Annotated in this window: 13 protein-coding genes; 7 read left to right on the top strand and 6 right to left on the bottom strand. The window is 73.7% G+C overall.

Annotated elements, in window-relative coordinates:
- The first annotated feature begins 87 nt into the window (after nucleotides 1-87).
- From CUC05_RS20720 to CUC05_RS20710, 3 genes are read left to right on the top strand one after another with little or no spacing between them, the layout of a single operon-like run.
- The gene (locus tag CUC05_RS20720; protein ID WP_108668040.1) at nucleotides 88-1,266 is read left to right on the top strand and encodes a M20 family metallopeptidase; all 1,179 of its coding nucleotides are present in this window, start codon (nucleotides 88-90) and stop codon (nucleotides 1,264-1,266) included.
- A gap of 56 nt (nucleotides 1,267-1,322) precedes the next feature.
- Entirely contained in the window at nucleotides 1,323-2,816 is a 1,494-nt protein-coding gene (locus tag CUC05_RS20715; protein ID WP_205712465.1) for an MFS transporter, read from the top strand.
- A gap of 50 nt (nucleotides 2,817-2,866) precedes the next feature.
- Nucleotides 2,867-3,208: a rhodanese-like domain-containing protein gene (locus CUC05_RS20710; RefSeq protein WP_108668039.1), complete on the top strand. Its 342-nt coding sequence runs from the start codon at nucleotides 2,867-2,869 to the stop codon at nucleotides 3,206-3,208.
- A gap of 24 nt (nucleotides 3,209-3,232) precedes the next feature.
- On the opposite strand, the gene CUC05_RS20705 is transcribed toward CUC05_RS20710, so the two are convergent.
- The 4 genes from CUC05_RS20705 to sigK form a co-directional block, all read right to left on the bottom strand.
- Nucleotides 3,233-4,768, bottom strand: a complete 1,536-nt coding sequence (locus tag CUC05_RS20705) for an ATP-dependent DNA ligase (RefSeq protein WP_205712464.1) — start codon at nucleotides 4,766-4,768, stop codon at nucleotides 3,233-3,235.
- A 16-nt stretch (nucleotides 4,769-4,784) separates the two neighbouring features.
- Complete coding sequence (locus CUC05_RS20700; RefSeq protein WP_108668076.1) at nucleotides 4,785-5,462, bottom strand: uracil-DNA glycosylase; 678 nt, start codon at nucleotides 5,460-5,462, stop codon at nucleotides 4,785-4,787.
- Nucleotides 5,463-5,769: 307 nt separating this feature from the next.
- Nucleotides 5,770-6,504, bottom strand: a complete 735-nt coding sequence (locus CUC05_RS20695) for an anti-sigma factor (protein ID WP_108668038.1) — start codon at nucleotides 6,502-6,504, stop codon at nucleotides 5,770-5,772.
- Entirely contained in the window at nucleotides 6,501-7,157 is a 657-nt protein-coding gene (sigK, locus tag CUC05_RS20690) for an ECF RNA polymerase sigma factor SigK (RefSeq protein ID WP_240606300.1), read from the bottom strand. The genes CUC05_RS20695 and sigK overlap by 4 nt, the downstream gene beginning before the upstream one ends.
- 49 nt (nucleotides 7,158-7,206) lie before the next feature.
- Here sigK and hrpB point away from each other — a divergent pair, with 49 nt between their 5' ends.
- Together hrpB and CUC05_RS20680 are read left to right on the top strand one after the other, a co-directional pair.
- On the top strand, nucleotides 7,207-9,678 hold the full coding sequence (hrpB, locus tag CUC05_RS20685; protein WP_108668036.1) for an ATP-dependent helicase HrpB: 2,472 nt from the start codon (nucleotides 7,207-7,209) through the stop codon (nucleotides 9,676-9,678).
- Nucleotides 9,679-10,066: 388 nt separating this feature from the next.
- On the top strand, nucleotides 10,067-10,891 hold the full coding sequence (locus CUC05_RS20680) for a hypothetical protein (RefSeq protein ID WP_157965837.1): 825 nt from the start codon (nucleotides 10,067-10,069) through the stop codon (nucleotides 10,889-10,891).
- A gap of 34 nt (nucleotides 10,892-10,925) precedes the next feature.
- Here the strand turns inward: CUC05_RS20680 and CUC05_RS20675 are convergent, their stop codons facing one another.
- Nucleotides 10,926-11,948 carry an N-acetylmuramoyl-L-alanine amidase gene (locus tag CUC05_RS20675; protein ID WP_157965836.1) on the bottom strand — a complete coding sequence of 341 codons (1,023 nt, stop codon included), beginning with the start codon at nucleotides 11,946-11,948 and terminating at the stop codon, nucleotides 10,926-10,928.
- Between the two features lie 64 nt (nucleotides 11,949-12,012).
- On the opposite strand from CUC05_RS20675, the gene ypfJ reads away from it, so the two are divergent.
- Nucleotides 12,013-12,888 carry a KPN_02809 family neutral zinc metallopeptidase gene (gene ypfJ / locus CUC05_RS20670; RefSeq protein WP_108668033.1) on the top strand — a complete coding sequence of 292 codons (876 nt, stop codon included), beginning with the start codon at nucleotides 12,013-12,015 and terminating at the stop codon, nucleotides 12,886-12,888.
- A gap of 8 nt (nucleotides 12,889-12,896) precedes the next feature.
- The gene (locus CUC05_RS20665) at nucleotides 12,897-15,950 is read left to right on the top strand and encodes a hypothetical protein (RefSeq protein ID WP_108668032.1); all 3,054 of its coding nucleotides are present in this window, start codon (nucleotides 12,897-12,899) and stop codon (nucleotides 15,948-15,950) included.
- Nucleotides 15,951-15,968: 18 nt separating this feature from the next.
- Here CUC05_RS20665 and CUC05_RS20660 read toward each other — a convergent pair whose 3' ends face one another.
- Nucleotides 15,969-16,901: an SGNH/GDSL hydrolase family protein gene (locus CUC05_RS20660; RefSeq protein WP_108668031.1), complete on the bottom strand. Its 933-nt coding sequence runs from the start codon at nucleotides 16,899-16,901 to the stop codon at nucleotides 15,969-15,971.
- Nucleotides 16,902-16,930: the final 29 nt, after the last annotated feature.

The raw sequence follows: 16,930 nt of genomic DNA, 5'->3' as shown, positions 1-16,930 counted from the left end.
CTCGCGGGGTTGCGGGAAGCGGTCGGCCGACCGACCCTGAGTCCTTCGCGGCCGGACGACTCGGCCCCAGGACGAAGGACCCTCGAGATGACCGCCCGGCCGACCGACACCCGACTCGACGCGATCAGGGCAGCGGTGGCACGACGGGAACAGGCCTACCTCGACCTGCTGCGCGACCTCGTCGCCATCGACTCCGGGTCGTTGGATCACGAGGGGGTCCGCCGGATCACCGACGTGCTCGAGGGCATCCTCATCGCCGAGCGCTTCGTCGTTGAGCACGTGCCGGTCGGTGCGCTGCACGTCCTCGTCGGCCGTCGCGCCGGCACGGGACCGACCATCCTCCTCAACGCCCACATGGACACCGTGTACGACCGTGGGACCGCCGCCGAGCGCCCCTTCGCCATCGTCGACGGGCACGTCAGGGGCGCCGGTGTCGCCGACGACAAGTGCGGCATCGTCGCGGCGCTGATCGCCGTGCAAGCGCTGGACGAGGTGGGCAGCGACGCCGACCTGATGGTCGTGTTCACCCCCGACGAGGAGCTGGGTTCGCCCTACTCCGCCCCGGTGACCACCCGCCTCGCCGCCGAGGCCGACGTCGCGCTGTGCCTGGAGGCCGGCCGTGAGGACGGGTCGTTGGTCAGCGCCCGCAAGGGCGGTGCGAACCTGCGTGCCCAGCTGACCGGCCGAGGGGCCCACTCCGGGGTCGAACCCCACAAGGGCATCAACGCCGCCCTGCACATGGCGCACGCCATCGTGGAGCTGCAGGCCCTCAACGACCTCGAGCGAGGAACCACCGTCAACGTCGGGGTGGCCCACGCGGGCAGCCGCTCCAACATCGTCCCGGCCGAGGCCACCATGTGGATCGACCTCCGCGCCTGGACGCGTGAGGAGTACGACGCCCTGCTGGCCGAGGCCGAGCGGGTGGTGTCGGCACCGCATGTCGACGGGGTCCGGGTGGCCACGCGCCTGGAAGCGTCCTCGCCCCCGATGGAGGCCACCCCCGCGGTGACGGCCCTGGGTGACCTGGCGTGCGCCCTGGGCGCCGAGCTCGGCATCGAGGGCATGCGGCACGTCTCGACCGGCGGCATGGGTGACGCCAACATCGTCGCCACGGCCGGCATCCCGGTGCTGGACGGGCTGGCCCCGGTCGGCGGTGACGACCACACCCCCGCGGAGTGGCTGGACGCGGCCTCCATCGTCCCGCGGGTCACCCTGCTGGCCGCGCTGATCGACCGCCTGTCCGTCGACGGGGTCCCGGCCGCCTGATCCACAGGGCCGACACCACCCTGCGCCTCGGGCGGCGCGACGGTTAGGCTCCCGGCGTGACCGACGACGAGCCGTTGCGCATGGGGACCGCCGCCGGCCGCTGGGCCGTGACGGCGACGGTGGCCGGGTCGGCCGTGGCGATGGTCGCCGGCACCGTCGTCAACGTGGCGCTGCCCGACATCGCCGAGGGCCTCGACACCGGCACGCTCGGCGTCCAGTGGATCCTCAACAGCTACATGCTGGCGCTGGCCTCGCTGATCCTCATCGGCGGGGCGCTCGGTGACACGTTCGGGCGACGGCGGGTCTACGTGATCGGCACCGTCGTCTTCGGGGTGGCGAGCGTGGCCGCTGCGGCGGCACCGACCGTCGGGATGCTGCTGGCCGCCCGGGTGCTGATGGGCATCGGCGGGGCACTCCTGACCCCCGGCAGCCTCGCCATCCTGGAGGCCTCATTCGTGGAGGAGGACCGGTCGGCCGCCATCGGGGCGTGGTCGGGGCTCGGGGGGATCGCCGCCGCCGTCGGCCCGCTGCTCGGCGGCCTGCTCCTCGACGTCGGGGGCTGGCGGTCGTTGTTCCTCCTCAACGTGCCCGTCTGCGCCCTCGCCGTCGTGCTGACGATCCGCCACCTGCCCGAGAGCAGGGACCCGTCCGCCGTCGGCAGCCGGCTGGACTGGCTCGGCACGATCACCGCCGCGGCTGGGCTCGGCGCCCTGACGTTCGGGCTGATCCAGCTCGGGGAGGGCGCCTCCGGGCTCTCGGTCGGCACCGCGGTGGCCGGTGCAGTCGTCCTCGCCGGCTTCGTGGTCGTCGAGCGGCGGGTCGCCGCGCCGTTGGTGCCGCTCGGCATGTTCGCCAACCGGACCTTCTCGGTCGCCAACGGCATCACGTTCGTCGTGTACGCCGCGCTCGGCGGGGTGTTCTTCCTCCTCGTGGTCTTCCTCCGCGAGGTCCTGGGGTTCAGCGGGGTGCAGGCCGGCGCGGCGACCCTGCCGATCACGTCCCTGATGCTGCTGCTGTCGGCGCGATCCGGACGGCTGGCCAGCCGGATCGGTCCCCGGGTCCCGCTGACCATCGGGCCGCTGCTGCTGGCGGCGGGCATGGTCGGCTACAGCCTTCTGGGGGAGGGGTCGACGTACCTCCGTGACGTGCTGCCGGCCATGCTGGTCTTCGGTGCGGGGCTGGTCCTGCTGGTCGCACCGGTCACCGCGACGGTGCTGGCCGCTGCCGACTCCGCGAAGGCGGGCGTGGCGTCGGGCATCAACAACGCCGTGGCCCGGACCGCCGGACTGCTGGCGGTCGCGGTCCTGCCGCCGGCTGCCGGTCTCGGACCGGATGCCTTCGACGACCCCGCCCTGTTCGCGGCCGGCTTCTCGCGCGCCATGCTGCTGACGGCCGGGCTGGCGCTGGCCTCGGCTGCCATCGCCTTCCTCGGGTTGCCGTCGACGCTGCGAACGCCACGTCGTGGCCCCGGCCCCGCGCCCCACGAACGCACGCACTGCACCCTGGATGCACCTCCACCGGGTACGCGTCCTGCCGAGTCCGCGCGCTAGCCTTCCTGATCGCCCACGAGGTCCGTGGGATGCCCGATCGAAGGACCGTGATGAACGCCCGCCTCCCCGAGGTCAACCCCGACGAGGCCGTCGACCTGATGGAGAAGGGTGCACTCCTGCTGGACGTCCGCGAGATGGACGAGTGGCAGGCAGGACATGCACCCGAGGCCCGCCACGTGCCGATGTCCACCATCCCCCAGGTGATGCGGGACCTGCCCACCGACGTGCCGATCGTGGCGATCTGCCGGTCCGGACGGCGGTCGGCCGAGGTGACGGTCTACATGAACAACGCCGGCTTCGACGTCCGCAACATCGAGGGCGGCATGCAGGAGTGGAGCGCCATGGGTCACCCCGTCGTCACCGACGACGGCGCGCCCGGCATGGTCATCTGACGGCTCTCGTGCCCACCCGGGGCGTCAGCGCGGTGGCAGCCCCCCGAGCGCCCGGACCGTGTCGAGCGTGTCGACCTCGGCCGGCGACTTGTCGTCGCGGTACCCGATGACGCGCGCGAACCGCAGCGCCACACCACCCGGGTAACGGCGGGAGGTCTGCACCCCGTCGAGGGCGATCTCGACGACCTGCTCGGGCCGGACGTACACGGCCCGCTGGTCCCGGTGGGTCTCCAGCTCGAGGAACCGGGCCGTCTGCCACTCGAGCATGGCGTCGGTCATGCCCTTGAACGTCTTGCCGAGCATGACGAACTCGGGGTCGCCGTCGGGACCCTCGACACGGGCGCCGAGGTGGATGTTGGACAGCCAGCCCTGCCGTCGGCCCGACCCCCACTCCACGGCCAGCACGACCAGGTCGAGGGTCCTGACCGGCTTGACCTTGCGCCACTGCTTGCCGCGGCGACCGGCGGCGTAGGGCGCGTCGAGCGCCTTGACCATCACCCCCTCGTGGCCGCGGTCCAGCGACTCGACGGCGACCGCTTCGCCCGCGGCGGCATCGTCGACGACGACCGACGGGATGCGCTGGTGGTCAGGGACCAGCGCGGTCAGGCGCTCGCGCCGGACCGACAGCGGCTGGTCGATCAGGTCCTCGCCGTCGACGTGCAGCAGGTCGAAGAAGAACGGGCTCAGCGCTGGCCGTTCGCCCTCGTCCCGGCTGAAGGCGCTCATGGTGTCCTGGAAGGCCCACGGCAGGCCGTCGGCGCCCATGGCCAGCACCTCCCCGTCGAGGATCGCCTGCCGGACCGGCAGGGCCCGGGCGGCGGCCACCACGTCGGTGGACCGGCCGGTGATGTCGTTGAGGTTGCGGGTGAACACCACCACGTCGTCGCCGTCGACATGGACCTGGATCCGGGCGCCGTCGAGCTTCCACTCCACCACCGCGGTGCCGAGCTCCTCCACCACCTCGGTCACGGACTCGGCGGTGGAGGCCAGCATCGGCTGCACCCCACGCCCGACCACCAGGCCGACGGCCTCCAGCGCCGGACGGCCGCCGGTCAGCGCGAGGGTGGTCACCTCGCCGAGGTCGGCGGAGAGCATGAGGGCCCGCCGGACGACGGTTTCGGGCACGTCCGCCGCCTTCGCGACGGCCTTGGCGACCATGCCGGCCGACGCCCCGTGCCGCATCTCACCCATGACCAGGTGGCGCAGGAACGATTGCTCGGCGGCGGTCGCACGGGCGAGCAGGTCGGTCAGGGCGGCCATCCGGGCACCGCGTGACCCCGGCCCGCCGGCGGTCGCCAGCACCTCCAGCGCCGCGTCGACGTCGTCGAGGGCGAGGGAGGGGGTGTCGGCGGGCGGGGTGTCGGCGTCCCGGATCGCGGCCCAGCCGACCTCCAGGCGATCCTGCGGAGGGTCCCCGGCCAGGTACCGTGCGGCCAGGTCGGCCCGGTCCCCGGCGGCCAGCAGCGCCTCGACGATGATGCGCACCTTCTCGTTGCGCCCGGACTCCTCGGCCAGCGCGTCGGAGGCCGCGACCAGGTCGACCAGTCGCCCGGCGGTCACCCGATCGCCCTGCTGATCACGACAGCGACCAGTCGACCGGCTCGGCCCCCTGTGCCTCCAGCGCGGCGTTGGTGCGGCTGAACGGCCGTGAGCCGAAGAACCCGCGGGCCGCTGACATGGGGGAGGGGTGGGCGGACTCGATGGCGGGGGCGTCCAGCAGCCATTCCTTGGTGGAGCGGGCGTCGCGGCCCCACAGGATCGCCACCAGCGGGGCGCTGCGCATCGCCAGCGCTCGGACGGCCTGCTCGGTGATGGCCTCCCAGCCCTTGCCACGGTGCGAACCCGGGTCGCGCGGGGCCACGCTCAGGCATCGGTTGAGCAACATGACGCCCTGGTCGACCCACGGGGACAGGTCGCCGTCGGCAGGCGTGGGCACGCCGAGGTCCTCCGACAGCTCGGTGAAGATGTTCTGCAACGAGCGGGGGAGGGGGCGGACGCCCGGCGCGACGCTGAACGACAGCCCGACGGCGTGCCCCGGCGTGGGATAGGGGTCCTGGCCGAGGACCAGCACCTTGACCTCCTCGAAGGGGACGGCGAAGGCCGCGAACACCCGGTCGGGGGCGGGGAGGAAGGACCGGCCGGCCGCCAGCTCGCCCCGGAGGAAGTCGCCCATCGCGGCGATGTCGTCGGCGACCGGTTCCAGCGCCACGTCCCAGCCCGGCCCGACGACGTCAGCAAGCGGTGTTCGTCCCATGTGGTCGGCCATGCTCGGGGGACGGCCGGGGTCACGCAAGCCGACCCGCCTTCCACCCCTCCTGCGGCCGCTCACCCGGCCGCCCCTCCCCCCACTCGAATTGTGCACTTCCGCCCACATGGGCACCGAAGTGCACCAGTCCGCGCCGCTGTTGTGCAGCTTCGTCAACGGGTTGGCCAAGCTGCACATTTCGCGGCGCCCTGGGCGTGCCGCCGGGCCGCCGCGATCTTCACGCGCCCTGCTCACCCAGGGGCTCCGCCCCCGGACCCCCGGGTGGGCGCGCTCCGATCCTCGCTGCGCTCGATTCTCACGCGCCCAGCTGCACCTGGACCGTGCCGGTCGGCACGTCGAGGGGGGCGTTGCGGGGTTCGACGGTCAGGCCGAGGGCGTCGAGGCCGGCGTGCTGGGTGGTCAGGGGGACGCCGTTGTGCAGCTCGCCGACGGCGATGGGGGTGCCGTCGATGATGGCCCACAGGACGTACATCAGCTGCTCGTCGAGGACCGGCAGGCCCTCGGCGACGGTCACGGCGGCGCTGTGGTCGTCGGAGATCACCGCGGTCACGACCCCGCCGTCGGGCAGGCCGGCGTCGAAGCGGGCGGCGTCGGTCGCGGCGACGAGCGTGGCGACCTCGGTGTTGGTGGTCTCCAGCGCATCCAGCCGGTCGGAGAGGTCCGAGACGAGGACGCCCAGGCCGACCGACACGGCGACCGCGGCAGCCGCGGCGACCATCGACAGGCGGGTGACCCACGACTTGGTGCTCGGGACCGCCGCCGGACGGACCGAGGGGGCATCGTCGATGGCGGTGACGACCGGACGTTCCTGGCGGACGTTGTCGATCTCCGCCATGACGGCTCGACGCAGGCCCTCGGGCGGGGTCTCCGCGGCGGCACCGCCGAGCATCGCGCCGACCTCGAGGAGGGAGGCGACCTCGGCCTGCGTGGCGGGAGACGTGGCCATGTAGGCCTCGAAGGCATCGCGCTCGTCGTCGTCCAGGGCGTCCATGACGTACGCGCCGGTCAGGGCATGCAGGTCCTTGCTCATCGTGTCTCCACCTCCATCGCGTCTCGCAGCCGGATCAGGCCATCTCGCATCCGGGTCTTCACGGTCCCCAACGGGGTGTCCAGCAGGGCGGCCACCTCTCGATAGGTGTTGCCGCCGTAGTACGCCATTTCTATCGCTTCTCGTTGCACGTCGGTCAGGGTCTTCAGGGCCTCGCGGACCTGCTGTGTCTCGAACCTGGTCTCCACCGCGTCGGCAACGCTGTCGAACGGGCGTTCACGGTTCTCCCGCGACACCCGTTCCTCCCTGTCCCGGGAGGACTGCACGCTGCGGACCCGGTCGACCGCCCGCCGATGCGCCATCGTGAGGATCCACGACTTGGCGCTCCCGCGGTCGGTATCGAACCGTGTCGCGGTTCTCCACACCTCCACCATCACGTCCTGCGCGACCTCCTCGCTCTGCGAGGGGTCACGGAGGACCCGGCGGATGACACCGTAGACCTGGGGCACCACCTGGTCGTAGAGGGCCTCGTAGGCCGCGCGATCGCCCCGTGCGACTCGGGTGAGCAGCACGTCGGGATCACGGGTTTCTGCGACGCGGTCGTCGGGTACCGACGACAGGTGGCGCTTGGGATCGGGCATCACCTCTTGTTCGGCGCCGCCACGGGTGCCGGATTGCCCTTTGCGTGAGAACATCACCCGGAGCGTAGGCGGTGGGGCGCGGCGGGGCTGCGAGCGGACTGCCATGATCGACCGTCCTGTGTCACCAGCGCGTCCAACCGCCCGACCCGACCTGCCTGCCCTGCCGGTGCAGGAAGTGCTCGGCGATGTCGTCGACGCGCTCGGCCGGGCTGGTGTCGCCGTCCTCGAGGCGCCACCCGGGGCGGGCAAGACGACGCTCGTCCCGCTGGCCATGCGTGACGCCGGGTGGCTGACGGGCCGGATCGTGGTGCTCGAACCCCGCCGGATCGCGGCACGCGCCGCCGCCGAACGCATGGCCGACCTGCTCGGCGAACCCGTCGGACGCACCGTCGGCGTCACCACCCGCGAGGACCGTCGCACCTCCGCCGACACCGTCGTCGAGGTCGTCACGGAAGGCGTCCTGGTCAGGCGGCTGCAGCGCGACCCGACCGCCGAGGGGATCGGCGCGGTCGTCCTCGACGAGTTCCACGAACGATCCATCGAGGCCGACCTCGCCCTGGCCTTCTCCCTCGAGTGCCGTCGGGCCATCCGCGACGACCTGCGCCTGCTGGTGATGTCGGCGACGCTGGAGGGGTCGAGGGTCGCCGCGCTGCTCGGCGACGCGCCGGTCGTGACCAGCCGGGGCCGGGTGTACGACGTCGAGACCCGCCACGAAGCGGTGCCCGTCGACGCCGACATCGGCGAGGCGACCGCGGCCGCCGTCCGGCGGACCCTGCCGGTCACCGAGGGCGACCTGTTGGTCTTCCTCCCCGGCCAGCGGGAGATCAGGCGAGCCGCCGGGGCGCTCGCGGGGATCGACGCCGAGGTCCTGCAGCTCTACGGCGCGCTGCCCGCCGCAGCGCAACGCCGCGCGCTGCAGCCCGTGGCCGGCCGTCGACGGGTGGTCCTGTCCACCGACATCGCCGAGTCGTCGCTGACGGTGCCCGGCGTGCGCGTGGTCGTCGACGCCGGCTGGGCACGGCGGCCCCGGTTCGACCCGACCTCGGGCATGTCCCGCCTGCACACCGTCCGGGTCAGCCGGGCGAGCGCCGACCAACGACGGGGTCGTGCCGCTCGCGAGGGCGCGGGCGTCTGCGTGCGGCTGTGGCCCGAGCACGAGGCGCTGGCCGGTCATGCCCCGCCGTCGATCGCCGAGGAGGACCTGGCGCCGACCGCGCTGGAAATCGCGGCGTGGGGCACCGACGTGGCGGAGCTGTCGTTGCTGGACCAGCCGCCGGCCGCCACCTGGGACGCCGCCCGCGAGCTGCTGCTCGGCCTGGACGCCCTTGGCGAGGACCGGCGGCTGACCGACCACGGCCGGGCGATGGCCGACCTGCCCGTGCATCCCCGGCTGGCCCACATGGCGCTGCGGGCACAGCCGTCGCAGCAGCGGTTGGCCGCCGAGCTGGCCGCCCTGCTCGGCGAACGCGACGTGATGCTGGACGGTGACGCCGACCTCGAACGCCGGGTCCGGGCCCTGCGGGGTGACCGGGTGGGTGCCGTCCGGGCCCCGACGATGAAACGGGTGCGCCGTGACGCCGACCGGTTGCATCGCCGGCTCGGTGGCGGGACGGGGGCGCCGCTGACCGACGTGGGGCCGCTGGTGGCGCTGGCCTATCCCGACCGGATCGCCCGATCCCGGGGGCAGCGGGGGGTGTTCACGATGGCCGGTGGGCGGGGCGCCACGCTGCCCGAACGCGACCCGCTGGCCGGTGAGGCGCTGCTGGCCATCGCCCACGTCGACCGCGGGACGACCCAGGCGCGGGTGTACCTGGCGGCCGGCCTCGACGAGGGGGCGGTCGAGCCGATGGTGCGGGTCGTGGACCACGTGGCGTGGGAGGGCGGCGACGTCGTGGCCCGGCGGCAACGACGGCTCGGTGCCCTCGTCATGTCCGAGAGCCCGCTCGCCGACCCCGACCCCGACCGGTTGCTGACCGCGTTGCTGGAGGGGGTCCGGGCCACCGAGCTGCGGGCGCTCGGGTGGAACCGATCGGCGATTGACCTCCGTGACCGGCTGCGCCACCTCCACCACGGGGCCGCGGCCGACGGGTGGCCAGCCGTGGACGACGACACGTTGCTGGCCGAGCTGGAGGAGTGGCTGGCGCCGTTCCTGACCAGGGCCCGGCGACGCAGCGACCTGGCGCGGGTCGACCTGCACACGGCGCTGATGTCGCGGGTGCCCTACCAGCTGCACGGCCGCCTCGACGACGTCGCCCCGACGCACCTGGAGGTTCCCAGCGGCTCGCGCATCCGCGTCGACTACAGCGGCGAGCAACCGGTCCTGGCGGTGAAGCTGCAGGAGATGTTCGGCGCCACTGACGGCCCCCGGATCGCCGGCGAGCCGGTGCTGCTGCACCTGCTGTCCCCGGCGCAGCGGCCCGTGCAGGTCACCGACGACCTGGCCGGGTTCTGGGAGCGGGGCTACCCGGAGGTCCGGGCCGAGCTGCGGGGCCGCTACGCCAAGCACCCGTGGCCCGAGGACCCGCTGTCGGCCGCCCCCACGCGACACACCAAGCGGCGGGCGGCCGGCGGCTGACCGGCAGGCGGACGCCGCAGGACAGGGGTCGACCGCGACCAACCGACCGGGGGTCGACCCCGAGACCGGTCCGGGTGGGTCAGGGGTGAACACGGGGGACCACCCCGATCCGGTCGGACGGTCGTCCGGCCACGGTGAGTGCATGACGACACCTCGCCCCACCGCCCCCACCCCTCCCGGACCCCCGCAGGGCCCCACGACCGCTCGACCGGGCCCGTCCCCCTACCCGCCGGGCCCCGGCCCGTCCGGTCATCCCGCCTGGTCCCAACCGGCACGATCGGGGCCTCCCTCGGCCATGGGCGACGCAGGCCCCGATCGCGCCGGTGGTGGTGGGTACCCGCTCAACGGCCCCCACCCCGGGCCGGCCCCGACACCACGGGAGCCGTCCGTGCTGAGCCCGGCGGCGGAGGCCCTCGGCTACGGCGGCGGGATCCTGACCACCCTCGCGGTGCTCTACGAGCTCGGCGACGTGTGGACCGACCTCGGCGGCGGCGCCCAGACCCTCCTCCTCGCCCTGGCGACCGTCGCGCTGTCGACCGCCGCCGGGTTCGTCGGGGCAGCGGACCGCATCGCCGCCCGCCTCTCGACCACCCTGTGGCTGATGGCCGGGGTGACCGGGACCCTGACCTCCTACATCCTGCTCGATCGGGTCGCCGGGCTCGGGGCGGACGCGGGCCTGCTGGCCGCCGGCGGGACCGCGGCGGCCGCGGCCACCGCCCTGTGGCGACGCACCGACCGCGGGTTCTTCGGCGCCCTGGCCTTCCTCGGTGGGTTGGTCGCCGTCTTCGGTGGTGTGGGCCTTGCCGGCGGCGGCGACGCCGCACGGGCCACCGCCATCTGGACCGTCGGGATCGTCTGGGTCACCGCTGGCATCGCCGTGCCTCGTCTGCGGGAGCTGGCCCCCCTGTCGCTCGGGGCCCTGGCGGCCTGCTCAGCAGCGCAGGCCGTCGTCGCCGACGCCAGCACCGCCGGTCCGCTGCTCGGCCTGCTGACCGCTGTCGTCCTCGTGGGCGCCGCCATCACCCTGACGACGACCCGTCACTGGGTCTGGGCCGGGTTCGCCGGGCTGGTCTTCGTCCCCCAGGCGATCCTCGAGTGGGTGCCGGTCGCCATCGCGTGGCCGCTGGCCATGATGACCGCAGGCATCGGGATGATGGGCGGGTGCATCACCCTGGTCCTGCGCCGGCGTCGCGGCCCCGAGGACGCCGCGTGATCCAAGCGCCGCCGCGCGGATGAGCGGGTACCCGTCAGCGCAGCCCACGGCGACGGATGACCACCGCCGTGGCTGTGCTGACGGCAGCCAGCAGGCCGGCCGCGGTCAGCCGCAGCTGGCCCGCACCCGCCGCCCCGTACACCTTCACGTCAGCACCCAGCACCGCCTTGCCGTGCAGCGCAGCGGCCGGTACGGCAGGCAGGGACAACGCCGCCGCGTCGGGGGTCGCAGTCGGGGGCACGGCCACCGGGGCACTCTCGGCCACGGCCTCCTCGGTGGGTGGGACGCTGGTCGACGGCGCGGCCAGCGGCGTCGGTGCGACGGTCGCCACCGGCGCTGGCTGCTGGCCGATCCCCGCAGCACGCGCGGCCACCAGGACCGGCAGCCGGCTGACGAGCTCGATCCCGAAGCGGCCCGGACAGACCGTCTGGCTCATCTCACGGTGCGGAGCGATCGTGGGGGTCACGACCGTGGTCCCGGCCGGATGGCGGTTGGAGCCCCGCGACACGAACTCCGTGCGGCCCTGCGGGTCGATGCCGTACCGGCCGGCCAGCCACGCCAGCAGGCCGATCATCGCCTCCTCCGCCTCGGCGGTCGGGGGCTCCTCCTCGTGGTTGCCGATGAAGCAGCACAGCTGGGCGAACCCCTGGCTGCCGCCCGTCGCCGACCCCTTGATCGGCAGGTCGAGCGACCCCTCTCGCCCCTCCCAGATCGTCCCGAACCGATCGACGAAGAAGTTGTAGGCCACGTCGGGCCACCTCTTGTCCGGACCGGTGTGGGTGCGGTGGAACGACCGGATCATCCCCGCCACGTCACCCGGGTCGTAGCGGTTGCCGGAGGCCGTGTGGTGCACCAGCAGGAAGCGGACGTCCCCGGGTGCCTCGGCCTCCAGCGGCCCCTGCGGCGGCAGGTCGGCACCCCACGCCGACCGGGGACGGATCGTCGGCTGGGCCGCCATGACCGGACGCGTCCCGAACACGCTCACGCCAACGCCGGCAGCGAACAGCTGCAGCAGGCGTCGGCGGGTGGGGCGGACAGGGTGTGGGTCGAGGCGCACCGATGCCACGATACGGGGACAGCCCACTACAGTGTCGAGGTCAACGAACCGGGAGTGGACGAACATGCGATGGCAACGCGGGCGAGGGATGTCGTCCGATATCGAGGACAGGCGTGGACAGCGTGTCTCGACCGGCACGATCGCCGGTGGTGGCGGGCTGATCGGCGTCGTCGTCCTGATCTTCAGCCTGCTCACCGGTGGGGGCGGCGGCGACCTCGGCGCGATCCTCGAGCAGCTCGACGTGGCCGCCCCGGCCGCACCACCGCAGGAGAACGTCCAGGCGCAGGCACCCGACACCGTCAGCGAGCAGGACGAGTTCGTGTCCTTCGTGCTCGACGACGTCCAGAACTTCTGGGAGGCCAGCTTCGCCGATGCCGGCCGCACCTACGACCGCTCCACCCTCGTCCTCTACACCCGCGGCACCGACACCGCCGGGTGCGGCTACGGCCAGGCGGCCATCGGGCCCTTCTACTGCCCGGCGGACCAGAAGGTCTACATCGACCTGTCGTTCTTCGAGGACCTGGCCACCCGCTTCGGCGCCCCCGGCGACTTCGCGCAGGCCTACGTGATCGCCCACGAGATCGCCCACCACGTCCAGAACGTGCTCGGCATCTCCGACCAGGTCCGCAGCCAGCAGCAGGGCGCCTCACAGGCGGAGGCCAACGACCTGTCCATCCGGCTCGAGCTGCAGGCCGACTGCCTGTCCGGCGTGTGGGCCCACTCCGCCTACGGACGCGACGCGCTGTCACCCGGTGACCTCGAGGAGGGCCTCGGCGCCGCCGCCGCGGTCGGCGACGACGCCATCCAGTCGAGCGCCGGCGCACCGGTGAACCCCGAGACGTGGACCCACGGATCCTCCGAGCAGCGGATCAGCTGGTTCAACACCGGCTTCGAGACCGGCGACGTGAACGCCTGCGACACCTTCAGCGGAGACCTCTGATCCCCACGATGGCCGACTCCTCCTCTTCCGACGATCCCATCCGCGAAGCCGTCCTCGCCATCCTGCAGGGCGTGGACGCCAACCGTGACGCCACCCAGCAGCTGCTGACGGTCACCGAGTCGCTGCTGACCGAGGCCGAGGACGCCGCCGAACGGGTCAGCGCTGCCGGCGTCGGGTCCGTCCAGCGGCTCGACGACGCGACCCGTGCCGCCGTGGAGCGGCTGGAGGTCGCGGTCCAGACCGCGGCAGCCACCCACGCCGGGGCGGTCAGGGACACCGGCGACGACGTCGTCCGGCAGGTCGAGGAGCGCCTGGCCCAGCAGGTCGCCGACACCACCGCCCTCGTCCGCGGCATCGCCGACCAGCTCGACATGTCCGTCGCCGGCGTGGCCGAGCAGCTGCAGGTCCTCGCCTCCGAGGACCTCGGCACGCTGCACACGCGGACCACCGAGGTGGCCGACCGGCTGGCCGAGGCAGCTGCGAACCTCGTCGACCGCCTGGAGGTCGCCGCCGAGGTCTACCGGACCGCGACCGACGACTCGTCGGCCGGCATCCAGGGGAGCGTCGCCGAGGCCGTCAGCACCCTGCAGGAGTCGACCTCCACCCTGCACGACGCGGCGGCCGACGCCAGCCGCGCCATCGAGGTGGCCGCCCGAGACAACGCCGAGGTGGCCGCCCGCATCGAGGGGTTGGTCAGCACCGCAGCCGAGTCCTCGGCCCGCAGCCTGTCCAACGCCCGCGACGAGCTGGCCCGCGTGACCGCCCAGGCGGCCCGCGAGGCCGCCGACACCATCGCTGCGCAGGCGAACGGGTTGACCGAACGCCTGGCGGACGAGGTGGGAGCGTCCACCGAACGCCTCGACATCGCCATCGTCGAAGCGGTCCAGCGCCTGGAGCAGGCCACCAGCGCCACCGAGCAGGCGTCGACGGCCGCGACCGGACAGCTCCGCGATGCGCTGGCCGAGACCGGCAGCCAGGTCGACGTCGCCACCGCGTCGCTGAAGGACGCGGCCGCCCGTGCCGCCGCCGACGCCGGCGAGGCGATCGTGGCGTCCGCGCAGGGCGTCAGCGACGCCATGACCCGCGAGGTCGAGCGGACCAGCGAACGCCTTAGCCTGGCCGTGCGGTCCGCCGTGGAGCGCATGGAGGCCGCGACGACCGCGGCCGACCAGTCCGGCGGCAGCATCGCCAACCGGATCGCGCAGTCTGGGACCAAGAGCGTCGCCGCGATCACCGAGTCCACCGATCGCCTCGTCGGCGAGCTGGCCGACGGGCTGACCCGCTTCGACGTGTCCGCCAACGCCGCCGTCGAGGCGATGAACAGCGGCGCGGGTGCGCAGGTCCAGGCCATCACCGACGCGGTCCGCTCCGCCGTCACCCGCATCGACACGGTGACGAGCCGCCACGAGGACGCCTCGGGCCGGGCGGCCACGGACCTGCATGCCGCGATGGAACGGGCGCAGTCGGAGCTCGCAGCCACCGGCCGGCAGACCGTCGAGGGGGTCAGCAGCGCCGGGGTCGAGGCGGCCAAGCGCATCGGCGAGGCCAGCACCGTCGTCGAACGCGTCGTCGACGCCATCGGCAGCCGCGCGGAGACGGCGGTCACCAACGCCGAGCAGCGGCTCAACGACACCGCCGACCGCCAGCTGGCCCGGCTGACCGAGGCCGTCCAGGCCGCGGTCGACCAGATCGGCACCGGCGTGGAGGACGGGGTCCGCAGCGTCGGCGTCGCGACCGCCGACCTCAACGACCGCCTGACCGGTGCCGCCGACCGCCTCGAGCAGGCCACCAGCGGCGCCGCCACCCGGATCGAACGCACCGGCGAGGCGGCCCTGTCACGGGTCATCGCCGACGCCGGCGAGCTCGTCCAGCGGCTGCAGACCAGCACCGGCGAGTCCACCACCCGGCTGACCGCGACGGCCGACCACGTGGAGGAGCGGCTGACCGCCGCCGTCACCACCCACGCGACCCGCGTCACCGACGGGGCCGAGACCGCCGTCCAGCGGCTGCTGACCGCCTCGGCCACCGCCATCACCGACATGGGCGACCGGGCCGCCACGATCGGCCAGCGGGCCGCCGACGACGCCGCCGCCCATGTGGCCCGCGTCGCCGACGCCGGCGAGCGGCTGGCCGCCCAGATCGAGGACCGGACCCGCGAGCTGGGCCAGACGGGCGAGCGCATCGAGTCCGCCGCAGCTGCCGCGGCCAACGCCGGTACGCAGGCCGCCCGCAGCGCCGACCGGCTGCACGACATCACCGAACGCCTGGCCGCCGAGGCCGACGCCGCCACCCAGCGCAGCGTCGAGCAGCAGGACCGCATCGCCGCCCAGCTGGCCGACGCCGTCGACGAGGCCGTCCGCACGGCGACGACGGCGATCTCCCGCGACACCGACCAGCTGAGCACCGCCGTCACGTGGGCAGCCCGCACCGTCGAGGAGGCCGTCAGCGGGATCACCGCCGAGATGGTCACCCTGCAGGACGCTGCCGACGCCACCGCCAGCCGCGTCGAGGCCGAGTCCTCATCTGCCCGTGCCGAGCTGAAGGACCTCATCGGGCAGCTGCAGGCCACCCTCACCGACCACGTCGAGGCCGCCGTGACCCCGCTGGCGGCGCAGCTCAACCGATCAGTCGGGCATCACGAGAAGCTGGCCCAGACCGCCGAGACCGTGGAGCGGTCGCTCAGCGAGCGCACCCAGCTGCTGCAGAAGCGGGAGGAGCAGGTCGAGCGGATGGAGCAGACCGTCCGCGACGCCGCCCAGCTGGTCTCGGCGGCCAACCGCAACCTGCGTGAGGAACAGGACGTCGCCGCGTCGCTGGCCCAGCAGGTCGCCGCCCAGATGGGCGACTCCGCCAAGCGCGCAGAGCAGCTGCTGCACGACCTGTCGATGGTCGCCCACCGGCTGGAGGACGCAGCGGTCGCCGCAGAGCAGGGACGGGAGGCGCTGGAGGACGCGATCGTCCGCGCCACGGCGTTGCGGGACGTCCCGCCGCCCCCGACGACACGCCCAGAGCCGCCGACGCCGCCCCCGGGTGCCGTGCCCCACGTTCCGCCCCCGCGGTAGGGGGGCCGGCCGAGGCGCCTAGGCTGCTGCGGCCACGGACGGGGCCGGGGGTACGTCCTCGGCCGTGATGCCCGGCAGCGCGGCCAGCTCCTCCCATGCCGACCGGTGGATGGCGTCCAGCTCGGCCTGGGTGAACGTCGCGGCGTGGACCGGCCGCTCGTCGTGCAGCATCGCGGTGAGCGACCGGGCCACCGCTTCGCCCAGCAGGGCGTAACCCGCGGGGTTGGGGTGGTAGTTGTCGGCGGCGAAGAGCTCCTTGCCGCGTCGACGGAGGGTGTCGCCGACCTCGCACCGGATGTCGATGTAGCGGGCCTGGGGCAGCCGCTGGGCCAGCCGACGCTGGATGGTGTGCAGCGTGTCGCCCATCGCCGAGGCGAGCTCGCGCAGCGGCATCGTCAGCAGCGGGGCCGAGCCGACGGGGGGCAGGCCGGTGAAGACCACGGGGGCACCGCCGGTCCGCTCGTGGGCCAGCACGGTCAGGGCCTCGATGCGACGGGCGAACTCCCACGGTGGGGTCCCGCCGGTGGCGTCGTTGGCCCCGATCAGCACGATGACCAGGTCGGTGTCGTGGTCCAGCTGGGGGACCTGGTCACGGATGACGTCCTCGACCTTGCTCGAGGCGATGCCGTAGCTGCGCATCCGGATCGGCCGACCCAGGTGGGCGGCCAGCCGGTAGGCGGCTTGGGCCGGCAACGACTGGCTGGCCCGGGGAGCGCCGACGCCCTCGACGAGGGAGTCGCCCAGGAACGTCACCCGCAGCGGGTCGCCCTGGACCCAGGGCGGCTGCACGGTGATGTCGACGGTGTAGTCGGGCCGGGGGAGCATCGCGTGTGCGCGGATGCGGCGGACCTGCCGGCTGATCAGCAGCCCGAAGGTGCTCGGGACGGCGACGACGGCGCCCACGGCCAGTGCGGTCAGGCTGCCCTGCGGTACGCGGGGTGCCCTGACCATGTCGCCTCCTCGGTGTGGTTGCCGTTACT

Origin of the sequence: Euzebya rosea, assembly GCF_003073135.1 — a bacterium.
In the GTDB taxonomy this organism is placed as follows: Bacteria; Actinomycetota; Nitriliruptoria; order Euzebyales; family Euzebyaceae; genus Euzebya; species Euzebya rosea.
Note: the sequence above shows the minus strand (reverse complement) of the source record. Positions and strands in the feature narration are given on the sequence as shown.

Bases quoted from the DNA above. Each gene is read 5' to 3' on its own strand.
- CUC05_RS20660 (WP_108668031.1), bottom strand. From the start codon at position 16,901: ATGGTCAGGGCACCCCGCGTACCGCAGGGCAGCCTGACCGCACTGGCC.
- CUC05_RS20720 (WP_108668040.1), top strand. From the start codon at position 88: ATGACCGCCCGGCCGACCGACACCCGACTCGACGCGATCAGGGCAGCG.
- sigK (WP_240606300.1), bottom strand. From the start codon at position 7,157: ATGTTCTCACGCAAAGGGCAATCCGGCACCCGTGGCGGCGCCGAACAA.
- CUC05_RS20710 (WP_108668039.1), top strand. From the start codon at position 2,867: ATGAACGCCCGCCTCCCCGAGGTCAACCCCGACGAGGCCGTCGACCTG.
- CUC05_RS20700 (WP_108668076.1), bottom strand. From the start codon at position 5,462: ATGGGACGAACACCGCTTGCTGACGTCGTCGGGCCGGGCTGGGACGTG.
- CUC05_RS20665 (WP_108668032.1), top strand. From the start codon at position 12,897: ATGGCCGACTCCTCCTCTTCCGACGATCCCATCCGCGAAGCCGTCCTC.
- CUC05_RS20695 (WP_108668038.1), bottom strand. From the start codon at position 6,504: ATGAGCAAGGACCTGCATGCCCTGACCGGCGCGTACGTCATGGACGCC.
- ypfJ (WP_108668033.1), top strand. From the start codon at position 12,013: ATGCGATGGCAACGCGGGCGAGGGATGTCGTCCGATATCGAGGACAGG.
- hrpB (WP_108668036.1), top strand. From the start codon at position 7,207: ATGATCGACCGTCCTGTGTCACCAGCGCGTCCAACCGCCCGACCCGAC.